The organism is Gemmatimonas sp., assembly GCF_036405635.1.
Classification (GTDB): Bacteria; Gemmatimonadota; Gemmatimonadetes; order Gemmatimonadales; family Gemmatimonadaceae; genus Gemmatimonas.
The window spans coordinates 1-21,958 of sequence record NZ_DASWXE010000098.1; the positions used below are offsets into that span (position 1 = coordinate 1).

At 65.8% G+C, this 21,958-nt stretch carries 20 protein-coding genes; 16 read left to right on the forward strand and 4 right to left on the reverse strand.

Annotated elements, in window-relative coordinates:
- Positions 1-105: 105 nt before the first annotated feature.
- Positions 106-867, reverse strand: coding sequence for a helix-turn-helix transcriptional regulator (locus VGE27_RS08365; RefSeq protein WP_331049196.1), 762 nt, complete (start codon positions 865-867; stop codon positions 106-108).
- Between the two features lie 80 nt (positions 868-947).
- Between VGE27_RS08365 and VGE27_RS08370 the strand changes: the two genes are divergently transcribed.
- Together VGE27_RS08370 and VGE27_RS08375 are read left to right on the forward strand one after the other, a co-directional pair.
- Complete coding sequence (locus VGE27_RS08370) at positions 948-1,370, forward strand: VOC family protein (protein WP_331049197.1); 423 nt, start codon at positions 948-950, stop codon at positions 1,368-1,370.
- A gap of 43 nt (positions 1,371-1,413) precedes the next feature.
- Positions 1,414-1,968 carry a DinB family protein gene (locus VGE27_RS08375; RefSeq protein WP_331049198.1) on the forward strand — a complete coding sequence of 185 codons (555 nt, stop codon included), beginning with the start codon at positions 1,414-1,416 and terminating at the stop codon, positions 1,966-1,968.
- Positions 1,969-2,031: 63 nt separating this feature from the next.
- Here the strand turns inward: VGE27_RS08375 and ftcD are convergent, their stop codons facing one another.
- Positions 2,032-3,564 (reverse strand): glutamate formimidoyltransferase, encoded by a 1,533-nt coding sequence (gene ftcD / locus VGE27_RS08380; RefSeq protein ID WP_331049199.1) that lies wholly within the window; start codon positions 3,562-3,564, stop codon positions 2,032-2,034.
- Between the two features lie 58 nt (positions 3,565-3,622).
- Positions 3,623-4,453: an inositol monophosphatase family protein gene (locus VGE27_RS08385; RefSeq protein ID WP_331049200.1), complete on the reverse strand. Its 831-nt coding sequence runs from the start codon at positions 4,451-4,453 to the stop codon at positions 3,623-3,625.
- A 60-nt stretch (positions 4,454-4,513) separates the two neighbouring features.
- Here VGE27_RS08385 and trpS point away from each other — a divergent pair, with 60 nt between their 5' ends.
- The 4 genes from trpS (at position 4,514) to VGE27_RS08405 (ending at position 8,898) form a co-directional block, all read left to right on the forward strand.
- Positions 4,514-5,527, forward strand: a complete 1,014-nt coding sequence (gene trpS / locus VGE27_RS08390; protein WP_331049201.1) for a tryptophan--tRNA ligase — start codon at positions 4,514-4,516, stop codon at positions 5,525-5,527.
- Between the two features lie 2 nt (positions 5,528-5,529).
- A complete protein-coding gene (locus tag VGE27_RS08395; protein WP_331049233.1) occupies positions 5,530-6,561 on the forward strand; it encodes a D-2-hydroxyacid dehydrogenase in 1,032 nt (343 codons plus the stop codon).
- 71 nt (positions 6,562-6,632) lie between these two features.
- Complete coding sequence (locus VGE27_RS08400; RefSeq protein ID WP_331049202.1) at positions 6,633-7,961, forward strand: PilT/PilU family type 4a pilus ATPase; 1,329 nt, start codon at positions 6,633-6,635, stop codon at positions 7,959-7,961.
- 28 nt (positions 7,962-7,989) lie between these two features.
- Positions 7,990-8,898, forward strand: coding sequence for a dihydrodipicolinate synthase family protein (locus VGE27_RS08405; RefSeq protein ID WP_331049203.1), 909 nt, complete (start codon positions 7,990-7,992; stop codon positions 8,896-8,898).
- A gap of 96 nt (positions 8,899-8,994) precedes the next feature.
- Here the strand turns inward: VGE27_RS08405 and VGE27_RS08410 are convergent, their stop codons facing one another.
- Entirely contained in the window at positions 8,995-10,086 is a 1,092-nt protein-coding gene (locus tag VGE27_RS08410) for an HDOD domain-containing protein (protein ID WP_331049204.1), read from the reverse strand.
- 126 nt (positions 10,087-10,212) lie between these two features.
- Here VGE27_RS08410 and VGE27_RS08415 point away from each other — a divergent pair, with 126 nt between their 5' ends.
- The 10 genes from VGE27_RS08415 (at position 10,213) to VGE27_RS08460 (ending at position 21,936) form a co-directional block, all read left to right on the forward strand.
- Positions 10,213-10,731 carry a DUF456 domain-containing protein gene (locus VGE27_RS08415; RefSeq protein WP_331049205.1) on the forward strand — a complete coding sequence of 173 codons (519 nt, stop codon included), beginning with the start codon at positions 10,213-10,215 and terminating at the stop codon, positions 10,729-10,731.
- 132 nt (positions 10,732-10,863) lie between these two features.
- The gene (locus tag VGE27_RS08420; protein ID WP_331049206.1) at positions 10,864-12,159 is read left to right on the forward strand and encodes an adenylosuccinate synthase; all 1,296 of its coding nucleotides are present in this window, start codon (positions 10,864-10,866) and stop codon (positions 12,157-12,159) included.
- A gap of 22 nt (positions 12,160-12,181) precedes the next feature.
- The gene (locus VGE27_RS08425; RefSeq protein WP_331049207.1) at positions 12,182-13,231 is read left to right on the forward strand and encodes a YpdA family putative bacillithiol disulfide reductase; all 1,050 of its coding nucleotides are present in this window, start codon (positions 12,182-12,184) and stop codon (positions 13,229-13,231) included.
- A 70-nt stretch (positions 13,232-13,301) separates the two neighbouring features.
- Complete coding sequence (locus tag VGE27_RS08430) at positions 13,302-14,642, forward strand: glycine--tRNA ligase (protein ID WP_331049208.1); 1,341 nt, start codon at positions 13,302-13,304, stop codon at positions 14,640-14,642.
- 146 nt (positions 14,643-14,788) lie between these two features.
- Positions 14,789-18,022, forward strand: a complete 3,234-nt coding sequence (locus VGE27_RS08435; protein WP_331049209.1) for a WD40/YVTN/BNR-like repeat-containing protein — start codon at positions 14,789-14,791, stop codon at positions 18,020-18,022.
- A 96-nt stretch (positions 18,023-18,118) separates the two neighbouring features.
- On the forward strand, positions 18,119-18,826 hold the full coding sequence (locus VGE27_RS08440; protein ID WP_331049210.1) for an SDR family oxidoreductase: 708 nt from the start codon (positions 18,119-18,121) through the stop codon (positions 18,824-18,826).
- 34 nt (positions 18,827-18,860) lie between these two features.
- Positions 18,861-20,171 carry a GAF domain-containing protein gene (locus VGE27_RS08445; protein ID WP_331049211.1) on the forward strand — a complete coding sequence of 437 codons (1,311 nt, stop codon included), beginning with the start codon at positions 18,861-18,863 and terminating at the stop codon, positions 20,169-20,171.
- Positions 20,172-20,267: 96 nt separating this feature from the next.
- Entirely contained in the window at positions 20,268-20,603 is a 336-nt protein-coding gene (locus VGE27_RS08450; RefSeq protein ID WP_331049212.1) for a hypothetical protein, read from the forward strand.
- Positions 20,600-20,938: a hypothetical protein gene (locus VGE27_RS08455; protein WP_331049213.1), complete on the forward strand. Its 339-nt coding sequence runs from the start codon at positions 20,600-20,602 to the stop codon at positions 20,936-20,938. The genes VGE27_RS08450 and VGE27_RS08455 overlap by 4 nt, the downstream gene beginning before the upstream one ends.
- Positions 20,935-21,936, forward strand: coding sequence for a MoxR family ATPase (locus VGE27_RS08460; RefSeq protein ID WP_331049214.1), 1,002 nt, complete (start codon positions 20,935-20,937; stop codon positions 21,934-21,936). Before VGE27_RS08455 ends, VGE27_RS08460 begins: the two co-directional genes overlap by 4 nt.
- The last annotated feature ends 22 nt before the right edge of the window (positions 21,937-21,958 follow it).

The following is a 21,958-nucleotide window of genomic DNA, read 5'->3' on the forward strand; positions in this document are numbered from 1 at the left end:
ACACCGTGGCCATCACCGAAAACGGTCCGCGTATCATCACGCTGCCGTAGTCCGACATCCGGTTCGTACCGCGAAACGCCCGCTCACCAGCGGGCGTTTTCACGTTCAGGACTTGGGTGTCGCGCTGGTGGATTGGCCCGGTGTGCGACCAGTGAGACGCCGGAACGCGTGCACGAACGCGCTCGTGCTCGCATAGCCCGCGGCGATCCCGGCGCGTGTCACCGATTCACCATCGGCAAGCCGCGTCATGGCGTGCATGAGTCGCGCTCTCCGGCACCACGCGCCCAGCGACAGTCCTGTCTCGGCGCGGAACAGCCGCTCCAACGTGCGCACGCTGGCGCCAGCGTGCCTCGCCGTGTCGGCGAGTGCGGGAGGCTCGGATGTGCGTTCACGAAAGAACGTCGCGGCACGTAGCGCACGTGCATCGGCGGGCATCGGCAGGTCTACCGGAGCACCGCCGGCATCGCGCAGTTCGTCGAGCAGTACGCCCAATAGGCGCATGTCGCGGGGGACCTCTGCGCTCAGTGTGTCCATCGCCGTTACCCGTCGGAGCAGCTCGCGCAGCAGGGGCGTGAGAACGTGCACGCGTGGGGTGGGGCCGAGCGTTCGTGCGCGGCGCCGGTCTATGAAAACCAAACGCAGGACGCCGCGACCGGTCATGTGCACCTCGTTGGCGGTGCCTGGTGGCAGCCACAGGGCGGTGCGCGTGGGGACGAGCCAGAGCGCACGCTCTACCATGACATCGATCGTGCCGCGCGATGCCCATATGAGCTGCCCCCAGTCGGAGTGCCGCTCACGCCAGGTGTATTCGCCGTGAAAGCCGATGGCGCTCACCCGTACGACAGGGGATTGGCGAATCTTCGACATGATATGGCAATCTTGCGCAAGCGTGCCACGCCCGGAAGCGCTAAACTCTGCGCACCCATTCACACTGTCCGGGAGCGATCATGTCCGCCGCCGCATCGTCTGCGCCTTCCTCACCAGTCCGTCACTTCGCCATCAATGCCGACGATCTCGAGCGCGCGCGTCGGTTCTACGGCGATGTGTTCGGCTGGCAATTTCACGCGTGGGGACCGCCGGGTTTCTTCATGATCGAGACTGGTTCGACCTCCGAGACGCCCGCCATCTACGGATCGCTCCAGGGGCGGCGTACGCTGGTGCCGGGCGAACGCATGAGCGGCTTCGAATGCACGATCGCTGTGCCCGACATTCACGCCGCGCAGCGTGCGATCGAAGCGGCAGGCGGGACCATTCTCATGCCCATTGCGACGATCCCGACTGTTGGGCATTTGCTGTGGTTTCGTGACACGGAAGGCAACGTGGCTGGTGCCATGCAGCCCGACCATAGGCCATTGCCCGACGACATCTGACCGGCAGCGCTACATTTTCCGGCACCCCAACCGGAGTTTTGTCATGCGCAGGACCCTGCTGTTTGCCGCCGCGCTGCTCGTTGCGCCGATGCTCGGCAACACCGCCGCGGCACAGACTGCACCCGTGGTGGCCGAATTGATGAAGGACATCGATGGCGTGGAGAAGAAGTTCGTGGCGCTGGCCAAGGCGACGCCGCCCGAGAAGCTGGCGTGGCGTCCGGGCACCGGCGTGCGCTCGTTCGGCGAAGTGTTTCTGCACGTGGCGTCGGACAACTACTTCATTCCGGCGTCGTTCGGTACGGCCATTCCGGCCAGCACCGGTATCAAGAGCGACGATTTCAAGACGCTCACCGCGTACGAAACGCGCAAGGTGACGCGTGAGCAGATCGTGTCAGATCTGGAGAAGAGCTTCGCCCACCTCAAGGCGAGCATGGCCAAGACCACTGCCGCGCAGCTAGACGCGCCGATCTCGATGTTCGGTATGAAGTCGAACGCACAGGGGATGTGGATTCTGGCCACGACGCATCTGCACGAGCATCTGGGACAGGCGATTGCCTACGCCCGCATGAACGGCATCGTGCCGCCCTGGAGCAAGTAAGGAGAAACTGAGGAGCAGGTGACCGGAGCGCGGGGGAGTGCGCTCCGGTCACCTGCTGGTGCCTCACCCCGCGTTGATCGCCCGTTCGGCCGCAGCCTCAGCGGCCCGGGCGTGTGCGGTGGCTTCCTCTACACAGCGTCGGGCGTCGGCCAGCAGGGCTGCACCGCGTTCACCGCCGCCGTTCTCGAGCGATGCAATGTTGATGCGCACATTGAGCACTGCGCCCTTGCACGCCGCTTCGGCCAGCAGCGTGCCCACGCAGGCATCACTGACCGCATTCGTGTTGCCACGTTCCGCGACGGCGGCGCACAACGCGGCGACGCGCACGGAAGCGCGAGCCGATTCGAGCGGCACTTCGGCGGCATACAGCAACGCTTCCCGAATGGCTTCGTTGCGGGTCGCCAACGCGGCTTCCGGTTCCTTGGGCAGCTGATAGGCGCTGCGCACACGCTCGTACGACTCGGCATCACGCACCACGAGCGTATTGAGTTCACGACGCAGCGCGGAGGCATCGAGTGCGGCCTGCTTCATCTCCTCGTCGACGGCGGCGTACTTCCTCTTGCCCACCGTGAGGCCGGCCACCATCTGGACCAGTGCGGCACCCAGCGCGCCCGCGTGTGCCGCCACACTGCCACCGCCCGGTGTCGGTTCGGCGGAGGCCACGCGCGACATGAAGCCGTCCACCGATTCACCACCGGACACGGCATCACGCACCTTGGTCTCGAGCAGCATGGCCTTGGAGAAGCCGCGCAGCTGCACATGACGCGCGCCGGCTTCGAGCAGGACACGCTCGGGCACAAGGCCCACGATCTCGCTCCACGTGGGCGCGACACCGTGTGCGGCGGCTTCCGACTTCACGATCTCGAAGACGCGATGCAGCGGCGTCTTCTCGGTGTCCACCAGGTTCATGGACACCTGCGCCTGGCCGTCCACTTCCATGCCGAGTCCCTTCACGTAGCGCAGGCCGCCAGAGGAACCACGAATGGCCTTGGCGACTTCCTTGGCCACCGGCAGGTTCTTCGTGTCGCCCAGGTAGACGTTATAGGCGACCAGGAAGGGACGCGCACCGATGGCTGTGGCACCGGCTGTGGCATGCAGTTCGGCCGGACCAAAGTCGGGGCGCCGCGCCGCATTGGTGCGCACGTCGTCGCGCAGGCCTTCGAACTCACCACGCCGCACATCGGCGAGATTCTCGCGAGCCGGTGTGGTGGCGGCGCGCTCGTACAGGTACACCGGAATGCCCAGTTCACCAGCCACACGCGCGCCCAGCTCGCGTGCGAGCGCCACGCAGTCGTCCATCGTGGCGCCATCGAGCGGAATGAACGGGACCACGTCGGTGGCACCGATACGCGGGTGCTCACCCTGATGCTTGGTGAGGTCGATGCGGTCGCGGGCGACGGTCATGGCCGCCAGCGCCGCGGGTACGGCGGCTTCGAGCGACGCGACAAACGTGATGACCGTCCGGTGATGCGACGCGTCGCTCGACACGTCGAGCACATGGGCGCCGGGCGTGTTGGCGATCGCATCGCGAATGGCCGCGATGACGACGGGGTCACGCCCTTCGGAGAAATTCGGAACGCATTCGACGAGAGACACGATCGATTGACCAGGAGGGAGGGTGAATCGGATTGCTGAAGAAAGCTAGCGCGCGGACTCAGCGCGGCGAGCGATCGTTGAGGATGTCGAGGAACCAGTCGTGCAGTACGGCGTTCGATGCGACGATGGTCCCGCCCACCATGCGGGCGTCGTTGCCTTCGAGATCGGTGACTTTGCCACCGGCTTCACGGATGAGCAGTACACCCGCCGCGAGATCCCAGGCATTGAGCCACAGTTCCCAGAAGCCGTCGAAACGACCCATGGCCACATCGGACAGATCGAGCGCTGCTGACCCGGCGCGTCGCATGCCCGAGACCACCGGCATGAGCCGGCGCATCATGCCCAGATACTCCTCTGCCCGTGCGACGTCCTTGAACGGGAAGCCGGTGCCGATCAGCGCGCGCGGCGGCTCGGTGATGGATGACACGCGCATGGGCACGCCATTGGCGAAGGCGCCATCGCCTGCGGTGGCGGTGAACACCGTACCGATCGAGTGCGAAGCACCGGAAGTGCGCGCGATGTCGTGCACCACGGCAGCCTGCGGCACGCCATCGAGGGCGATACAGATGCTCACTCCGTAGTTGGGCGAGCCATGCAGAAAGTTGGTGGTGCCATCGAGCGGGTCGACAATGGCCACGAGTCCGGATTCGGTGTCTCCATCCGCCCCGAGCTCCTCGCCCACGATGCGAAGGTCGGGGATCTGGGCCAGCAGCGTGGCCCGGATGCGCTCCTCGGCACCGATGTCGACATGACTGACAAAGTCGGTCGCGCTCTTGGACTGCCAGGTGATGGCGTCGCGCATGCGGGATTCCTGCGCGATGAACTCGGCGGCGACGGCTGCGGCCTGCACGGCGGCATCACGCCACCGATGACGATCGGGGTGGTTCACGGCTTGGACGAAGAGGTGCAGTGCGTTGCTGGGAAATGTGGCCGAAACTACGTTTGAAGGATGGCACGCATCTTCAGTGGCATCCAGCCGTCCGGCGAGTTGCACATCGGCAACTATCTTGGCGCGGTCAAGAATTGGGTCCGGCTGCAGGACACGCATCCGGGCGCGATCTACTGCGTCGTGGACTATCACGCGATCACCGGCACCTACGATCCCGCGGTGCTGCGCGCGCGTCGGTGGGGCATGGCCAAGTCGCTGCTGGCAGCTGGTGTGGACCCGTCCAAGGCCGCGCTGTTCATGCAGAGCGATGTGCCGGCGCATACGGAGCTGTCGTGGCTGTTCACGACCCTCACCCCGCTGGGTGACCTCGAGCGCCAGACGCAGTTCAAGGACAAATCGTCGAAGATGGAGAGCATCCCGGCGGGCCTGCTGATGTATCCCGTTCTGCAGGCGGCTGACATTCTGCTCTATCGGGCGGACAGCATCCCGGTGGGCGAGGATCAGGTGCAGCACCTCGAGCTGGCCCGCGATACGGCGCGCAAGTGGAATGCGAAGTTCGACCAGCCGTATTTCCCAGAGCCCAAGCCGCTGCTGACGCCCACCCGTCGCATCATGGGCCTCGATGGGCAGGCCAAGATGTCCAAGTCGCTGGGTAACACCATCGCGCTGCACGAGACGGACGACGAGATCTGGGCGAAGATCCGCCCGGCCGTCACCGATCCGCAGCGTGTGCGCAAGAGCGATCCGGGTCGTCCCGAAGTGTGCAACATCTTCCAGTTGCACAAGGCATTCTCCAGCGACGAGACGCAGGCGCATGTCTCGCAGCAGTGCAGCACGGCCGGCTGGGGGTGCATGGACTGCAAGAAGGTGTTGCTCGAAGGCATGGTACTGGAGCTGACGCCCATTCGCCGGCGTTCGGAAGAACTCGATGCCGAGCCGGCGCGCGTGCTCGATGCGCTGGCCGACGGTGCTGCGACGGCGCGCGCCATTGCTGGTGAGACCATGCGCGAAGTGCGCGGCTTCATGGGGCTCGACGCACTCACTGGCCCGCCGGCTGCGGTGGCTTCGGCGTGACCATGCGCCGTCTCGTGGTGGACATGCAGAGCAGCGCACCGCATATGCGCTTGCCGGCATGGGCCGCAGACGAGATAACGGCCAATGTGCCGGATGGCTGGGAAGTGGTGCACATCGCGACCCAGTCGCGCAGCCTGGGTAATGGCACCAACGAACCCAGTGCCGAAACCCTGGCTGCCATGCCGTCGGCGGAAGCGTACTTCGGCTACGGGCTCACCCCCACGTTGCTCGCTTCCGCGTCCAGGCTGCAGTGGGCGCACAGTGCCTCGGCGGGCATCGGTGAGTCCATCACCCCCGAGTTACGGGCCAGTGGTGTCGTCTTCACCAATGGTGCCGGCATCTACGCCGAACCCATGGCGGATACGGTGCTGGGCGGGGTGCTGCACTTTGTGCGTGGGCTGGACTACGCCGTGCGCTTGCAGGCCGCGTCCATCTGGGACCGTCACCCGTTCGTGGACAACGACGGGGGTATTCGCGAACTCGCGGAGTACCGGGTGCTGGTGATTGGGGCCGGCGGTATCGGCAGCGCGGTGGCGCAGCGGTTTCAGGCGCTGGGGTGCGAGTGCACCGGCATTCGGCGCCGCCCCGAGCTTGGTGCGCCAGAGGGATTTGCCCGCGTGGTGGGACCGGACGCACTGGAGCAGGTGCTGCCGCTGGCCGACATCGTGGTCGTGGCGGCTCCGTTGACCGACGGCACCCGTTCCCTGCTGGATGGTGAGCGTCTGGCGTTGCTCCCCGCCGGGGCAATCGTCGTGAACGTAGCACGTGGACCCTTGGTCGACGACGCGGCGTTGCTGGAGGAACTCGAGGGTGGCCGGTTGCGGGGGGCGGTGCTGGATGTGTTCACCACCGAGCCGTTGCCTGCCGAGAGTGCCTGGTGGCAGCATCCCCGCGTTCTGGTCACGCCCCACGTGTCGGGAGTCTCACCGCGGCGCACCTGGCAGCGGGGACTTGCGTTGTTCATGGACAATTGGCGGCGGTGGAGTGCAGGGGAACGCCTCCGCAACGTCGTGGACCTCGACGCCGGATACTGATCGCAGGCACTGCGATGGCCGCCGGTTCGGGAGTCCAAGGTGATTCACCGAGCGGGTTCAAGGTTCTGCCTGTGGCAATCGAACGGATCATCAAGGCGGCAGTCGATCGTGGGGCCTCCGATGTGCACATCAAGGCCGGGGATGTCGTGCGTGCGCGCATCGACGGCCGGCTCGTGGTGCTCACCAAACAGGCCCTGACGGCGGAGCAAACGCGCGCGATCGCGTTGCACTTGATGGTGTCCGACGTGGACCGCGCGAACATCGACACGCTGAAGGATCACGACTGCTCGTGGGCGTCGGCGGGTGTGGGCCGGTTTCGCGTGAACATCATGCGGCAGCGGTCGGCGCACTCCATCGTGATGCGCGTGATTCCCGAGCAGGTGCCGACGGTGACGTCGCTGCGCCTGCCGCCCGTGCTGACGCGCATTGCGCACACGGAGCGTGGCATGGTGCTGGTGACGGGTGTGACGGGCTCCGGCAAGTCGAGCTCCATGGCGGCCCTCGTCAACGAGATCAACGCGTCGTACGAGAAGCACATCCTCACCCTCGAAAACCCGATCGAGTTCATTCACAACGACCTGCGCAGCTCGGTCACGCAGCGCGAAGTGGGCATCGACACGGACACGTTTCGCATGGGGCTGCGCGCGGCGCTGCGTCAGGATCCAGACGTGATTCTGATCGGCGAAATGCGCGACGCGGAGACGATCGACACGGCGATGAAGGCGGCCGAGACCGGGCACCTGCTCATCTCCACGCTGCATACGCCGGATGCCCAGAGCACCATTCTCCGTATCGTGGCGATGTTTCCGCCCGAGGAGCAGCTGGTGGTGCGCACGCGTCTGGCCGAATCGCTGCATGCCGTGGTGTCCCAGCGTCTGTTGCCGCGCAAGAATGGGCAGGGACGTGTGGTGGCGGCGGAGGTGATGATCGTGACGAGCACCATTCGCGATCTCATTGCCGAGGGCAACATCGCGGAGATCCGCGACTATATCGCTGACGGCGCGCAGTACGGCATGCAGACCTTCGACCAGCATCTGGCGGAGTTGGTGCAGACCGACGAGATCGAGTTCGAGGTGGCGAAGGCTGCGGCGACCAATCCCGCCGATTTCGAGCTGGGCTTCCGCATGGGCAAGAATGGCCAGGCGATGGCAGGCAGCGCACTGCCGCGCACGGGCAATCACAATGCCGTGATGCCGCCGGGCCACGGGACCATTCCGGGTGGCATTGCCGCCCAATCCGGTCTCTCCGGTGGACTTGGTGCCAATCCTTTGGGCACTGGCAGCATTCTGCCGCCTTTGGCGACCAGTCCGTCGGGGCATGGTGTCGTGTCCAGCCCGAATCCGCTGGCCGGCGACTCGTCGGTATTCGGGAGCGGGTTCGAGAGTCTGTTCGGGAGCTGAACCGCAGTCCGACGACTAGCTTGTCGTCATGTCTTCCCTGACCGTTGCCCAGCTGGGCGGGCTCATGGTGCCCGCCGTGTCGACCTTCACCGCCAGCGGTGACATCGACGCTCCCGCGTTTCAGCGCAATCTCGATGCACACCTGTCGTTCGGCATGGACGGCATCCTGGTGGGCGGTTCGAGCGGTGAGTCTTCATTGCTTGATGACGACGATCGCCGCACGCTGCTGCGTCTCGCACGTGAACGCGTGCCATCGGACAAGTGGTTGCTGGCTGGCATCGGCAGTGAAAGCACGCGCCTGACCATTGCACGCGCGCATGACGCGAAGGCGGCCGGTGCGGATGCGGTGCTCGTGATCTCGCCGCACTACTTCCTCAAGCGCATGACGGAAGCGGCGCTGCTGACACACTTCCGCGCGGTGGCCGATGCGAGTCCGTTGCCGGTGTTGCTGTACAACATGCCGGCATACGCGCACCTGGTGCTGAGTCCTGCATTCGTGGCGGAGATGGCGCAGCATCCGAACGTGATCGGCATGAAGGACAGTGCCGGCAATGTGCCGGTGCTCGCGCAGTATCTCGAGGCGCAGAGCGATGCGTTCCGTGTGCTCACGGGCAGTGGTGGCACGGTGGTGCCGGCACTCGCGGCGGGGGCAGCCGGCGCGATTCTGGCCATCGGTCTCTACGCCGGTCCTGCGGTGCGTCGCATGGTCGACCTGTTCTGGTCGGGAGACCGCGATGGTGCGGCGGCGTTGCAGCAGACGCTGGTGCCGATTGCGACGGATATCGGCGGTGCACTGGGTCCGGCGGGCATCAAGGCCGCGATGACACTGGTGGGACTCGATGGCACAGTGCCGCGCGGGCCCCTGCTGCCCGTGTCCGACGATGAACTCGCCACGGTGCGCGCGCGCCTGACTACGGCCGGGCTGTTGAGCGCCTGAGGAATCAGGGCAGCATCAGGGCAGGCAGGGGAGCAAAACAATCGCGCGCCGGATCTCACAGGGAGACCGGCGCGCGATTGTTTCACCGCAGGTTTCTCAGTAGACGAACGGCACCGAGAAGCTGTGCAGGATGGGCACGAGGCGCGCCAGGTCGACGGTGATGTGCGCATCGAACCAGATGCGCTGGAGATCGAGCGGTACGTTGCGGCGTGCCGCGTGATCGCTCAACTCGGCCACACACACCACTTCGGCCAGTGCATTGGGTTCACCGTCGCTGGTGCGGCGATGGTGCGCACCGATGGCGCGCGCGGATCGTGCACCCATGCCCCACGCTTCGAGAGCACTGGCGCCCAGTGGTTCGTGCAGATCGTTCAGCAGATCACGCACGAAGCCCGCGCTGAGCTGCACGTCGCGGCGCTTGGTGGTGCGCAGCACCGAGATGCGATCGAAGATCACGAGCTTGCCCACATCGTGCAGCAGCGCGATGGAGAACGCTTCGTCGGGATCGGTGCTGAACAGCGGGGCCAATGCGCGGGCCAAGGGTGCGGTACGCACCATGTGATTCCATACATCGCTCGCCATGTCGTTGAACTCACCGCCCGGGCGGCTCAGCGCACCGTCGACGGCATTGGCGAAGATGATGGCGCGTGCCCCACCGATGCCGATGCGATCGAGTGCCGGCTCGATGCCGATGACCGGCTCCTTGCCGGCGCCGAACGCGGCACTGTTGGCGGTGCGCAGGACGGCCTGCACGAGGGCAGGATCCGAGGACAGCTTTTCGGCGAACTGCCAGCGCGAGAGCGACGGATCATCGCACAGCGAGAGGCTGGCGCGCGCCGCAGCCGGCAGCTGGCGGATGATGGTGTCGGGACTGCCCGAGAGCAGCTCGAGGATGGCCGCTGCATCGGGTGACGCCGCGAACTCGCCGTGCTCTGAAAGTCGTGCGATGAGCTGCTCCACCGGTGTGGCGGGAGGAACGGGCGGTGCAGCCGGCGTTTCCGCCAACATCCCCGGCGACTCGATCGGCGCCATGTCCTCGGCGTCGATGAACCGAATCGACGCGGGTTCGTTCTGCTGGTGGCGTTCGGATGCCGCGGTGATCTCACCGTCGATCGAGACCGAGGGGGAGTCGAGCTCGGAAGACTTTTCGTGCTTCACCAGTCGACTCAGCCAGCCGAATGCCATCATGATCCTCGTCGATCGTCGTTGTCGGGAACCTGCAATCAGAGGCATGACGCAAGGGCTGTGGCATTTGTCACGATTCGGCTCAGGGATATGGCGAAACCAGAGCGCTGCTGGCGCGTACCATTGATCATGCTCGCCATCGTGCTGCTTCTCCTCACCATGTTGTTCGGGCTCGTGCTGGTGCCCTTTGGGCTGCCCGGGCTGTGGATCATGCTCGGCGGAGCACTCGTTTACTGGATTGCCGTGCCGGCCGGCAGCATTGGCGGTGTCACGTTCGGCATTCTGGTGGCGCTGGTGCTGGTGGCCGAAGTGCTGGAGTTCACGATTTCCGGCAGTTATGCCCGGAAGTACGGTGGGTCCCGCCGCGCGGGCTGGGGCGCGATCCTGGGTGGCATCGTGGGGGCCGTGGTGGGGGTGCCTCTACCCATCATCGGTTCCATGATTGGCGCCTTTGCCGGGGCCTTTGTGGGAGCCCTGGCGGCGGAAATGACCGTCCACCGCAGCGAGCGAGGCGAGCCGATCCGGGTGGCCACGGGGGCGCTGATCGGCCGGGTGGTGGCCGCCGCGACCAAGGTGGCGTTCGGCATGACCATGATCGTCTGGGTGATGGGCGCGGTGCTGGTTGGGCGACTTTCCGGGACCGGATAAGCGATTCGGGGCACGGAAGCGCCGTCGCCGATTGCTTCGGCGGGCTCGCTGGCTAGATTCCAACAACGCCCCGCGGACTGTCCGCGGGGCGTTTTTTTGTGTGCGGCCGTCAGGCTGCCGGAGACCGATCGCATGTTCGATTCGACAACGCGCACCGTCGTGGTGGTGGGAGCGCAGTGGGGCGATGAAGGGAAGGGCAAGTTGGTGGACGTACTGGCCGAGCGCGCCGATTGGGTGGTGCGCTACCAGGGCGGCGCCAATGCGGGGCATACGGTCCATATCGGGGACAAGTCCTTCATCCTCCATCAGATCCCGAGCGGCATTCTGCACCCCGGGGTGCGTTGTGCGATCGGCAATGGCGTGGTGATGGATCCCGAGACGCTGTTCACCGAAATCGACGAGTTGATCGCCGACGGCGTGGACGTGGAAGGCCGCCTGTACGTGAGCGAGCGCGCGCATCTGGTCATGCCGTACCACAAGCTGGTCGACAAGGCGAGTGCCGCCAGCAAGGCGATCGGCACGACGGGCCGTGGCATCGGGCCGGCGTACGAAGACAAGGTCGCGCGCCGCGGTGTGCGTGTGCTCGACCTGCGCAATGTGGAGCGTCTGCGCGAGCTCGTGACGCTTGGGGTGGATCGGGCGAACGCGCAGCTCGAGCGCTCGGGCTCTGATGTGCGCGCCTCGGTGGACGAGACGATGGCCACGCTGCAGGCGCTGGCGCCGCGCTTGCTCGGTCTCGCCGAAGACGTGGGCCTCTGCGTGCACCGCGCCATCAAGAACGGTGCGGCCATCCTGCTGGAAGGGGCGCAGGGGTCGCTGCTGGACATCGATCACGGCACGTACCCGTTCGTCACGTCGAGCAACACCACGGTGGGCGGTGCGGCCACGGGCGTGGGCATCTCGCCGATGGCGCTGCAGTCGGCGTTGGGCGTGGTGAAGGCGTACACGACGCGTGTGGGCAATGGCCCGCTGCCGACGGAGCTCGAGGAGCCGCTGCAGAGCCATGTGCGCCAGCTCGGTCACGAGTTTGGCGCGACGACGGGGCGCCCGCGTCGCTGCGGCTGGTTCGACGGTGTGGTGGTGCGGTACGCGGCGCGCGTGAATGGCCTGACCGGTTTGGCCATCACGAAGCTCGATGTGCTCGATACGCTCGACGAACTGGCCGTGTGCACGGGCTACAAGGTGGGCAACGAGGTGTACACCGAATTCCCGGCCGACCTGTCGCTGCTGGAGAAGGCCGAGCCGGTGTATGAGTGGTTCCCGGGCTGGAAGCAGTCCACACAGGATGCCCGCTCGTTGTCGGACCTGCCGGCGGCCGCGCGCGCGTACCTCGATCGCCTCGAATCGCTGTGCGAGACGCCGATCGCGTTCGTCAGCGTGGGCACGCGTCGCGACCAGATCATCGGCGTGCACGCCACTGTTGCCTGAGCGGAAACCGCACGCGATGACGATGGTGGAGACAGTCACGGGTACGAACACGCCCGCGCTGCCCGAGGTGGTGGATGTCGTGATCGTCGGCGCTGGTCCGTGTGGACTGGCATCGGCGATCGCGGCGCGCCGCGCGGGCATGTCTGCGGTGGTGTTCGACCGTGGCTGCATCGTGAATGGCCTGTCGAGCTATCCCACGTACATGACGTTCTTCTCCACCGCCGAACGTTTGTCGATTGGGGGCGTGCCGTTCATCGTGGCCACCGAAAAGCCGACGCGACGTGATGCGTTGGCCTACTACCGCGGCGTGGCGGACCTGTACGATCTCGATGTGCGGCAGTTCGAGTCGGTGGAGTCGCTGCGTGCGGTTCGGGTGGACCCCAAGCCGGGCCAGTCGGAGCCCAAGCGGGGCGCACGCTGGCTGGTGCGTTCGGTGGCACGCAGCGGTGCGGTGCGCGAGACGGCGGCGCATGCGGTGGTGATCGCGACGGGCTATTTCGGGCGGCCCAATCTTCTCGGCGTGCCCGGTGAATCCCTCCCCCACGTGCGACATGGCTACGTGGAAGGGCACTCGGCGTGGCGTGAGCCCGTGGTGGTGGTGGGTGGTGCCAATTCGGCCGTGGACGCCGCGCTGGACATGTACCGGGCGGGCGCCAAGGTGACCATCGTGCACTTCGGCGACGCGCTCGGCGCCAATGTGAAGCCGTGGGTGCGCCCCGATATCGAGGCGCGTATCCGGGAAGGCGCCATTGCGGCGCGGTTCCAGAGCCGTGTGGTGGCCATCGAGGCCGATGCGGTGGTGGTGGAGGGCCCCGAAGGCACCTCGCGAATCCCGGCCACGCAGGTCTACATGATGACCGGCTACCTCCCCGAGATCGGCTTGCTGGAGCAGCTCGGTGTGCCCATCGAGGGAGAGTCGGGCATTCCGCGTCACGATCCGCTGACGATGGCGACACCAGCCGCGGGTATCTACCTTGCGGGAGTGATCGCTTCGGGCAACGAAGCGAATCGCATTTTCATCGAGAACGGGCGCGATCACGGCGATGCGATCGTGGCCCACCTGACGCGCTGACGTTTCGTCAACGCATCCCATGGCGTGGGACTGATGCCCACGCACACCTGTACCCCAGACCGTTCCGCCAATGGCCGGCTACCCTGATGTGATGGACAAGCTCGTGTCGCTGTGCAAGCGACGTGGCTTCATCTTCCAGTCGTCCGAGATCTACGGCGGTACGGGGTCGGTGTGGGACTACGGTCCACTCGGCGTCGAACTCAAGAAGAACATCAAGGACTTCTGGTGGAACGCCATGGTGCGTTCGCGCGACGACATCGAAGGCCTCGATGCGGCGATCCTGATGCACCCGCGCACGTGGGAAGCGTCGGGCCACGTGGCCGGCTTCACCGATCCGCTGGTGGACTGCAAGCAGTGCAAAGCGCGCTTCCGGGCCGACAAGATGGACCCGAAGAAGCTGGAAGCGAACGTGTGTCCGAATTGCGGCAACAAGGGCACGCTCACCGAACCGCGCCTGTTCAACCTGATGTTCAAGACGCACATGGGCGCGCTCGAGGAAAGCTCGAGCATCGTTTATCTGCGTCCGGAAACGGCGCAGGGCATCTTCGTGAACTTCCTGAACGTGCAGCAGTCGATGCGCCAGAAGGTGCCGTTCGGCATCGCGCAGATCGGCAAGGCGTTCCGCAACGAAATCACGCCGGGCAACTTCATTTTCCGCACCCGTGAGTTCGAGCAGATGGAGATGCAGTTCTTCGTCGAGCCGGGCACCGACATGGAGTGGTTCGACCAGTGGAAGGCAAAGCGCATGCAGTGGCACTTCGACCTGGGTCTGTCGCCGGACCGCCTCAAGTTCCACCAGCATGATGCGGGTGAGCTCGCGCACTATGCGCGCGCCGCGTTCGACGTGACGTTCGACTTTGGTGGCACGCTGGGTGACCAGGAAATCGAGGGCATTCACAACCGCGGTGACTTCGACCTGTCGCAGCACCAGCAGTATTCGGGCAAGAAGCTCGAGTACTTCGACCAGCCCAACAACAAGCGCTACGTGCCGTACGTCATCGAGACGTCGGTGGGCGCTGACCGCGTGACGCTGGCGACGCTGGTGAACGCCTATCGTGAAGAGACGGTGGAGGGCGAAAGTGAAGGCCGTGTGGTGCTCGGGCTCAAGCACAGCATCGCCCCGATCAAGGCCGCGATCTTCCCGCTGACCAAGAAGGATGGCCAGCCCGAGATGGCCAATCGCATCGTGGACGACCTGCGCAGCGCGTTTGCGGTGGACTACGACGAGACAGGCTCCATCGGCAAGCGCTATCGTCGTCAGGACGAAGTGGGCACGCCGTTCTGCGTGACCATCGACGGACAGAGCACGAGCGACCAGACGGTCACCGTGCGCGACCGTGACACGCTGGTCCAGGACCGCGTGGACGTGTCGCAGCTCAAGGGCTACCTGGCCGCCAAGCTGGTCGGCTGATCGTCTCCGGCGTCATGCGCCGAGTGGTATTACAGGCGACGTAGGCCGTGCGGGGCAAGCGACCGTAAGCGGCATCAGTTGCGAGAGGGGCGGGAAGCGGACAACGTAGACACGTTGTTCACTCCCCGCCCCTCACCGTTTTTCCCATGGTTGCTTCGCGAACCCTCGCGTGGCTGGCCGTGCCTTTGGTATTCCCCCTGGCACTGTCCGCTGCTGCGCTCGTCCAACCGCCGGCCAAGCCCGCGGCTCAACCCCCGGCACGAACCACCTCCACGGCGGCTGCGCCACGCCCAGCCCTCGCGCCTGTCACGCTGGACTCGGCGTTCCTGTCTCAGTATCGCTGGCGCAACATCGGCCCCGACCGCGGTGGCCGCTCGATCGCCGCAAGCGGTGTGAAGGGACGCAAGAACGAGGCGTACTTCGGAGCAACGGGCGGTGGTCTTTGGAAGACGACCGACGGTGGCGAGAACTGGTTCCCCGTCACCGATGGTCACATCACGAGCGCATCCGTGGGCGCGGTCGCGGTGAGCGAGTCGCATCCGGATGTCGTGTACATCGGCATGGGTGAGAGTGCGATTCGCGGCAACATCATGCCGGGTGATGGCATCTACAAGAGCAGCGATGCCGGCAAGACGTGGAAGCACCTCGGCTTCCGCACGGTGGACGCGATCTCGAAGATCCGCGTGCATCCCACCAACCCCGACATCGTCTTTGCGGCGGTGCTTGGCAAGTACAGTGTGCCGAGTGAAGAGCGCGGCGTGTACAAGAGCACCGATGGTGGTGCGACCTGGAAGCGCGTGCTGTTCAAGGATGCGAACAGCGGCGCGGTGGACATCGTGCTGGATCGCACCAACCCACGCGTGTTGTATGCGGCACTCTGGGAAGCGTATCGCAAGGAATATCAGATGTCGTCGGGTGGCCCGGGCTCCGGTCTCTACAAGAGCACCGATGGCGGCGATACCTGGACGGAGATCACGCGCGCCAGCGGGTTGCCATCGGGTCTGGTCGGGCGCATCGGAGTGGCTGTCACGGCGGCCAATCCGAATCGTGTGTACGCGCTGATCGAAAACGAGAACGGCGGCCTGTTCAAGAGCGACGACGCGGGTGCCACGTGGACACTGATGAACAGTGACCGCAACATCCGTCAGCGCGCGTTCTACTACACGCACCTGTACGCCGATCACAAGAACGCCGATCGGGTGTACATCCAGAACGTGTCGTTCTTCCGATCGGACGATGCCGGCAAGACCATCACGAGCATTGGCCAGGGCAGCCATGCGGACTGGCATGATCTGTGGGTGGATCCGGATGATGCGGAGCACCTCGTGGCCGGCAATGATGGTGGCGGCACGGTGACGTTCAATGGCGGCAAGGCCTACACCGCGCAGGACTTCCCCACGGAGCAGTGGTATCACGTCATCACCACCAAGCACGTGCCGTTTCATGTCTGCGGATCGCAGCAGGACAACAGCACGTTGTGCACGCCGATGAACTGGAACATGGGGCGGCAGAATGCTGCGCCGGGTCAGGAGGCGCAGGGTGGTGTGGCGGTGTCGTATCAGGTGGGCGGTGGTGAGCCGGGGTACATCGCACCCGATCCGCTCGATCTCGATGTGTTCTACGCCGGCACCAACAACGGTGGATACGTCGACAAGTTCAACAAGCGCACCGGGCTCTCGCGCGAAGTGAATCCGTATCCCTGGTTCTATTCCGGCGAGCCGTCGAAGGAAATCCGTGAGCGCTGGCAGTGGACCTTCCCCATTCTGTTCTCACAGGTCGATCCCAAGCTGTTGTTCGTGTCGTCGCAGCGTCTGTGGGGCACGCGCGACGGCGGCCGTACGTGGATGAACCTGAGCGGTGATCTCACCCGCCACGCGCCGGAAACGCAGGAGAAGTCCGGCGGTCCCATCACCGGTGACATGAATGGTCCCGAAGTGTACGGGACGATCTTTTCGGTAGGGCCGAGCAAGAAGGACGTGAATACGATCTTCACGGGTTCGGATGACGGACTGGTGTTCGTGACGCGCAACTTCGGGAAGACCTGGACCAATGTCACGCCGAAGGACATGCCGGATTTTGGGCGTGTCTCGCAGCTCGATGCGTCTTCGCATGATGCGGGCACCGTGTACATGTCGGTGCGTCGTCCGCTGCTCAACGATCGGGCACCGTACATCTTCAAGACCACGGACTACGGTCGTACGTGGACCAAGATCGTGAATGGCCTGGGTGCCGAAGACTACGTGCACGCGGTGCGTGAGGATCCCACGCGCCGCGGTCTGCTGTACGCGGCTACACAGCATGGCGTGTACATCTCGTACGACGATGGCGCGCAGTGGCAGCGGCTCAATCTCAACCTGCCCGATGTGCCGGTGGCGGACCTCATCGTGGAACGCGACGAGCTGGTGATCGGTACGCATGGCCGCGGCTTCTGGGTGCTGGACAACATCACGCCGCTGCGGCAGGCCACACCGGCCGTTCAGGCGGCGACATCGCACCTGTATGCACCGGTGACGGGGCTGCGCTCGTCGCCCGGCGTGACGCTGAACTGGCGTTTTGCCACCAAGCCGAAGCGGGCCATGCTGGCCATCCTCGATTCCACCGGGGCGGTGGTGCGGGAATACACGGGCGACACGGCAACCGCGACGGCGGGTGCGACGGGCGGACGACGCCGTGGCACCACGGCCACGTTCCCGATCACGGCTGGTCTGTCGCGCTTCACCTTCGACCTGCGGTCGACGGGTATCGAAAGCTTCCCGGGGATGATTCTCTGGGGCGCAGGCACCGCTGGCCCCGCGCTGCCGCCGGGCCGCTATAGTGTGCGGCTGACGGCGGATGGGCAGGAGCTCAAGGCTCCGCTCTCCATTCGCCGGAGTCCGCTCATTGCCGACGTCACTGATGCCGATCTGCGCGCGCAGTATGCGTTTGGCAAGAAGGTGCGCGACAAGACCAACGAGGCACAGCGCGCGGTGATCGAGATCCGTCGCGTGAAGGAGCAGCTCACCGACCGTCTCAAGCGTTCCAACGAGGACGCCGCGCTCAAGGGCAAGGGCGAGACGCTGCGTACGAAGGCGTCGGCCGTCGAGGAGAACGTGTATCAGGTGAAGAACCAGAGCGGGCAGGATCCGCTCAACTTCCCGATCAAGGTCAACAATCGTCTGGCGAACCTGCTGGCGATGGCCGAACGCGGTGACGGCACGCCGGGCACGTACATGCCGGAGATCCTCGACATCCTCACCAAGGAGCTGGCGGGCTACCAGCGCACGCTCGATCAGGTGTGGAAGACCGACCTGACGGCCGTGAACACCGAGCTCACGCGACTCAAGCTGCCGCCGCTCGACCCCAAGTGCACGGTAGTAACGGGCTGCGGCGCCACGCCGTGACCTGAGTGCTGGTGCGGTACAACGAAGCCCCCGGTGACTGCGGTCAGCGGGGGCTTCTGATTCTCCTGCTGCGGGTTCGTGCCATAGATTGGGGGCATGACTGCCTCAAACCGTCCCGTCGCCCTGATTACCGGCGCCTCGCGTGGCATTGGCCGCGCCATTGCGCTGCGCCTTGCCGCCACACATGACCTGATTCTCGTGGCGCGCGACCTCGAACGTCTGCAGCGCCTCACCGAGGAGTGTGCGGTGATCGGTGAACGCGTGCGCAGCATCGCACTCGACATCACCGACTTCGCGGCGGTGGCCGACGCGTTGCGCGATGTGCATGTGGATGTACTGATCAACAACGCCGGCGTGGCGCACCTCAAGCCGTTCATGGAAACGACGCCCGAGGAGTGGCACCATCAGGTGGATGTGAACGTGCACGCGCTTTATCACGTGACACGTGCGGTGCTGCCGGGCATGATGGCCCGCGGTGCCGGACATGTGTGCATCATCGGCAGCACGGCCGGGCGCAACACGTTCGTGGGCGGCACCTGCTACGTGGGCACCAAGCATTTCGTGATGGGCTTCGCCGAATCGCTGATGCTCGAAGTGCGTGATGCCGGGGTGGGCGTCTCCGTGATCACCCCGGGCTCGGTGGCCACCGACCTGTTCCCGGCCGGCACGAACACCACGTGGATGCTGGAGCCGGAGAACGTGGCCGACGCCGTGCACTTCGCGGTGACCACACCGCAGCACATGCTGGTGCACCGTCTCGAAGTGCGTCCGCTGTCGCCGAAGCGCCCGCGTCCCGGCGTCTGACACTGCTCTCCCTCACCGACCGGACGGCTTGCTGATGGATGGACGTGACCTGCTCGCCGTGCGCGAGATCGCCCATGCGTTTCTCGTGGCTGAACATCCCAGCGATGTGCAGCAGTTCGCGCTCTCGCGGGTCACGCCGCTGCTCGGTGCCTCGTTCTCGCTGGTAATGCAGCTGGGCGCTGACGGTGAGCTCCTCCGGCCAGTGGCTCAGCATGAATGGCCGGCGGCACATCGTTCGTGGATCGGCGCGTTGCGCGTGCGGGTGGGTGACGGGCCGTCCGGCCTGGCGGTCGCCGAACGGCGCCTCGTGGAAGTGGAAGACCTGTTTGCCGACCCCACGCTGGGCGGTTGGCACGAGGTGGCGAAGGAGCTGGGCTTTCGCTCCATCATCGCGGCGCCGTTGGAGGTGCCGGAAGGCCCGATCGGAGCGGTGGCGTTCTACTTCACCGATGCCACCAGCTTGAGCGACGAACAGCGTTCGCTGGTGCGACTGGTGGCCGATCAGATGGCGGCCGCAACCGACAAGGCGCGTCGTCTCGATGCGCTGCGGCGCGCCAACGCCGCACTGGCTGATGCCAATGCGGAGCTGGAGACCCGCGCCGAGGCCTGGCGCGAGGCTGAGGATGATCGCCGCGAAGTGGAAACGCTGGTGCTCGACGCCATGCTCGCACTCACCGCGCCCGTGGCCGGCGGTGAAGCGTCCGCAGCGGCGACGAATGCACGCGATGCCATGATGCGCCTCACCGCGGTGCGTTCGCTGGCCCGTGTGGCCCGCGAGTATGCCGCCGTCACCACACCGATGGCCGATGGGTCGGCCTTGCTGCGGGACGGCGAAGACATCGATCCACGGGTGGCGGTGCAGGCCGCGGTGGCATCGTGGCGTCGTGTGGCTCCGTCGATCTCGGTTCAGATGGTGGAGCCGCCCGTGCTGCTACCCACCATCCGCACGCGTGCCGTGCTGCTGCAGCGGGCACTCGAGCTCGTTGTGGGGCTCGGGGTCTTGGGCGCCACCACCGAGCGCGGTGTGGTACGGATCGCGATCTCGCCGGGACAGGACTCGCTGTCCCTCACCGTGAGCTGGGACGGGCGCCCGATCCTGCCCACCGCGGACCAACCTCTCCCTGCGTCCTCGCGTATACTTCGGATACGGGACGATGCGTTGTCACTCGAGGCGCACGATCCGTACCTTGCCGTGCGCCAGTCGGTGACCGCCGCCGACCTCCCGATGGCGCAGGCGCTGGTGGCGCGCCTGGGTGGAGATCTCCGTCTCGACGACGGGCGCGATGATCCCGCCGGTGCCCAGTCGATCACGGTGGTGTTTCCCGTGTTCTCCGGTCACGCGTAACCCCGGTTGCGCGTGGTCGCGGGTCACGGCTGCTTTCCCTCTCCAGCGCACCTGCGTTTCCGTCACACGATTTCCCGATTCCGCGGACCTGACGTCATGCATCAGCAATCGTCTCGCCAGCTGCAGGAGCAGCTCACGTCTCTCAGCGTCGCCGAGGTGCTTACCGCCGCGACGCGTTTCTTCGCCCGTGGTGGTGGCATCTACACCGCGTTCCTGGAGAAGCAGGGGCCGTCGCATGTGGTGCTGCGCGGACAGGGTGGCGAAGAAATCGCCATCGCGGCGCGGGTCACCGATGCCGGCACGGCGGTGAGTGGCTCGAGCTACCTGTTCGACCAACAGATCGCACGCTTCCTCGACTCGCTCCCGCCCGCGCCGCCGGTTGCACCGGTTGCCGAAGCGGCGCCCGCGCTGCTGCCCGAGAGTGCGTCGTGAGCAGCACGTCGATCGGATTCCCGAACACGCTGCGTGTACGACCGGAAACGCTGACGCTCGCGCCGGCCGGAGCGGCGGTGGTGTGGACGCTGCGTGTGCAGGCCGCTGAAGCGTGGGATGCGGTACGCGTGGAGTGCACACCCGATACCACCGTGCGGGCGATCAAGCAGGCCGCGATGGCCGACCTGCTCCCCGACATCGAGCATCACGAGCAGTACCTGGTGAAGCTGCGCGGCGCCGAGGTGTTCAACGAAGGGCTCACGCTGCAGCAGGCGGGCGCTCTCAATGCCTCGACGCTGTTTCTCACGTCGCGGCGGCGGCGCCCCGTGCGGTGAGTGACACGATCGACGTGAACGGATTGGTGGCGTCGGTACAGCGGTTGCGCGCCGAGATCGGCAAGCGGGTGGTGGGGCAGGACATGGTGGTGGACGAGATCCTGATGGCGCTGGTGGCGGGTGGACATGCCCTGTTGGTGGGCGTGCCCGGTCTCGCCAAGACGCTGATGATCAAGTCGCTCGCCGATGCGATGGCACTCGAGTTCCGCCGCATTCAGTTCACGCCAGACCTCGTGCCGAGCGACATCACCGGCACGGAGATCCTGGAAGAGAGCGGCGGTGGCAGCCGGGCGTTCCGTTTTGTGCGGGGGCCGGTGTTCGCGAACATCGTGCTGGCCGACGAGATCAATCGCGCTCCGCCACGCACACAGGCCGCGCTGCTCGAAGCCATGCAGGAACACAGCGTGACGGCGGCCGGACAGACGATGCGTCTGCCGGAGCCGTTCTTCGTGCTGGCCACGCAGAATCCCATCGAGCAGGAGGGCACGTATCCGCTGCCCGAGGCCCAGCTCGACCGTTTTCTGTTCGACATCCGGGTGGGCTATCCCACGGAAGCGGAAGAAGTGTCGATCCTGCGCGCCACCACCGGTACGCGCGGCGCGCCGATCAAGCCGGTGTTCACGGCGGACGAAGCGATCGCGTTGCAGCGTGCGGTGCGTGCGATGCCGTGCAGTGAGCTGCTGCTGCAGTATGCGGCGCGGCTCGTGCGCGCCACGCGTCCGCAGGAGAGTGATGTGCCGCCCATCGTGTCGCGTTACGTGCGCTGGGGCGCAGGGCCGCGCGCTGGACAGGCGCTCATTCTTGGCGCCAAGGCCGCGGCGTTGCTCGCCGGACGTGTGGCGGTGTCGCCGGCCGACATCCGGCGTGTCGCCATGCCGGTATTGCGGCATCGCATTCTGCCGAACTTCGCCGCCGAAGCCGACGGCGTGTCGGCTGAGCCGATCATCGAGGCCTTGCTGTCGCATGTGCCGGCGCCTTCGAGCGCTGCGGCGCTCTAGTCGCACTCGGCAGCCGTAGGCC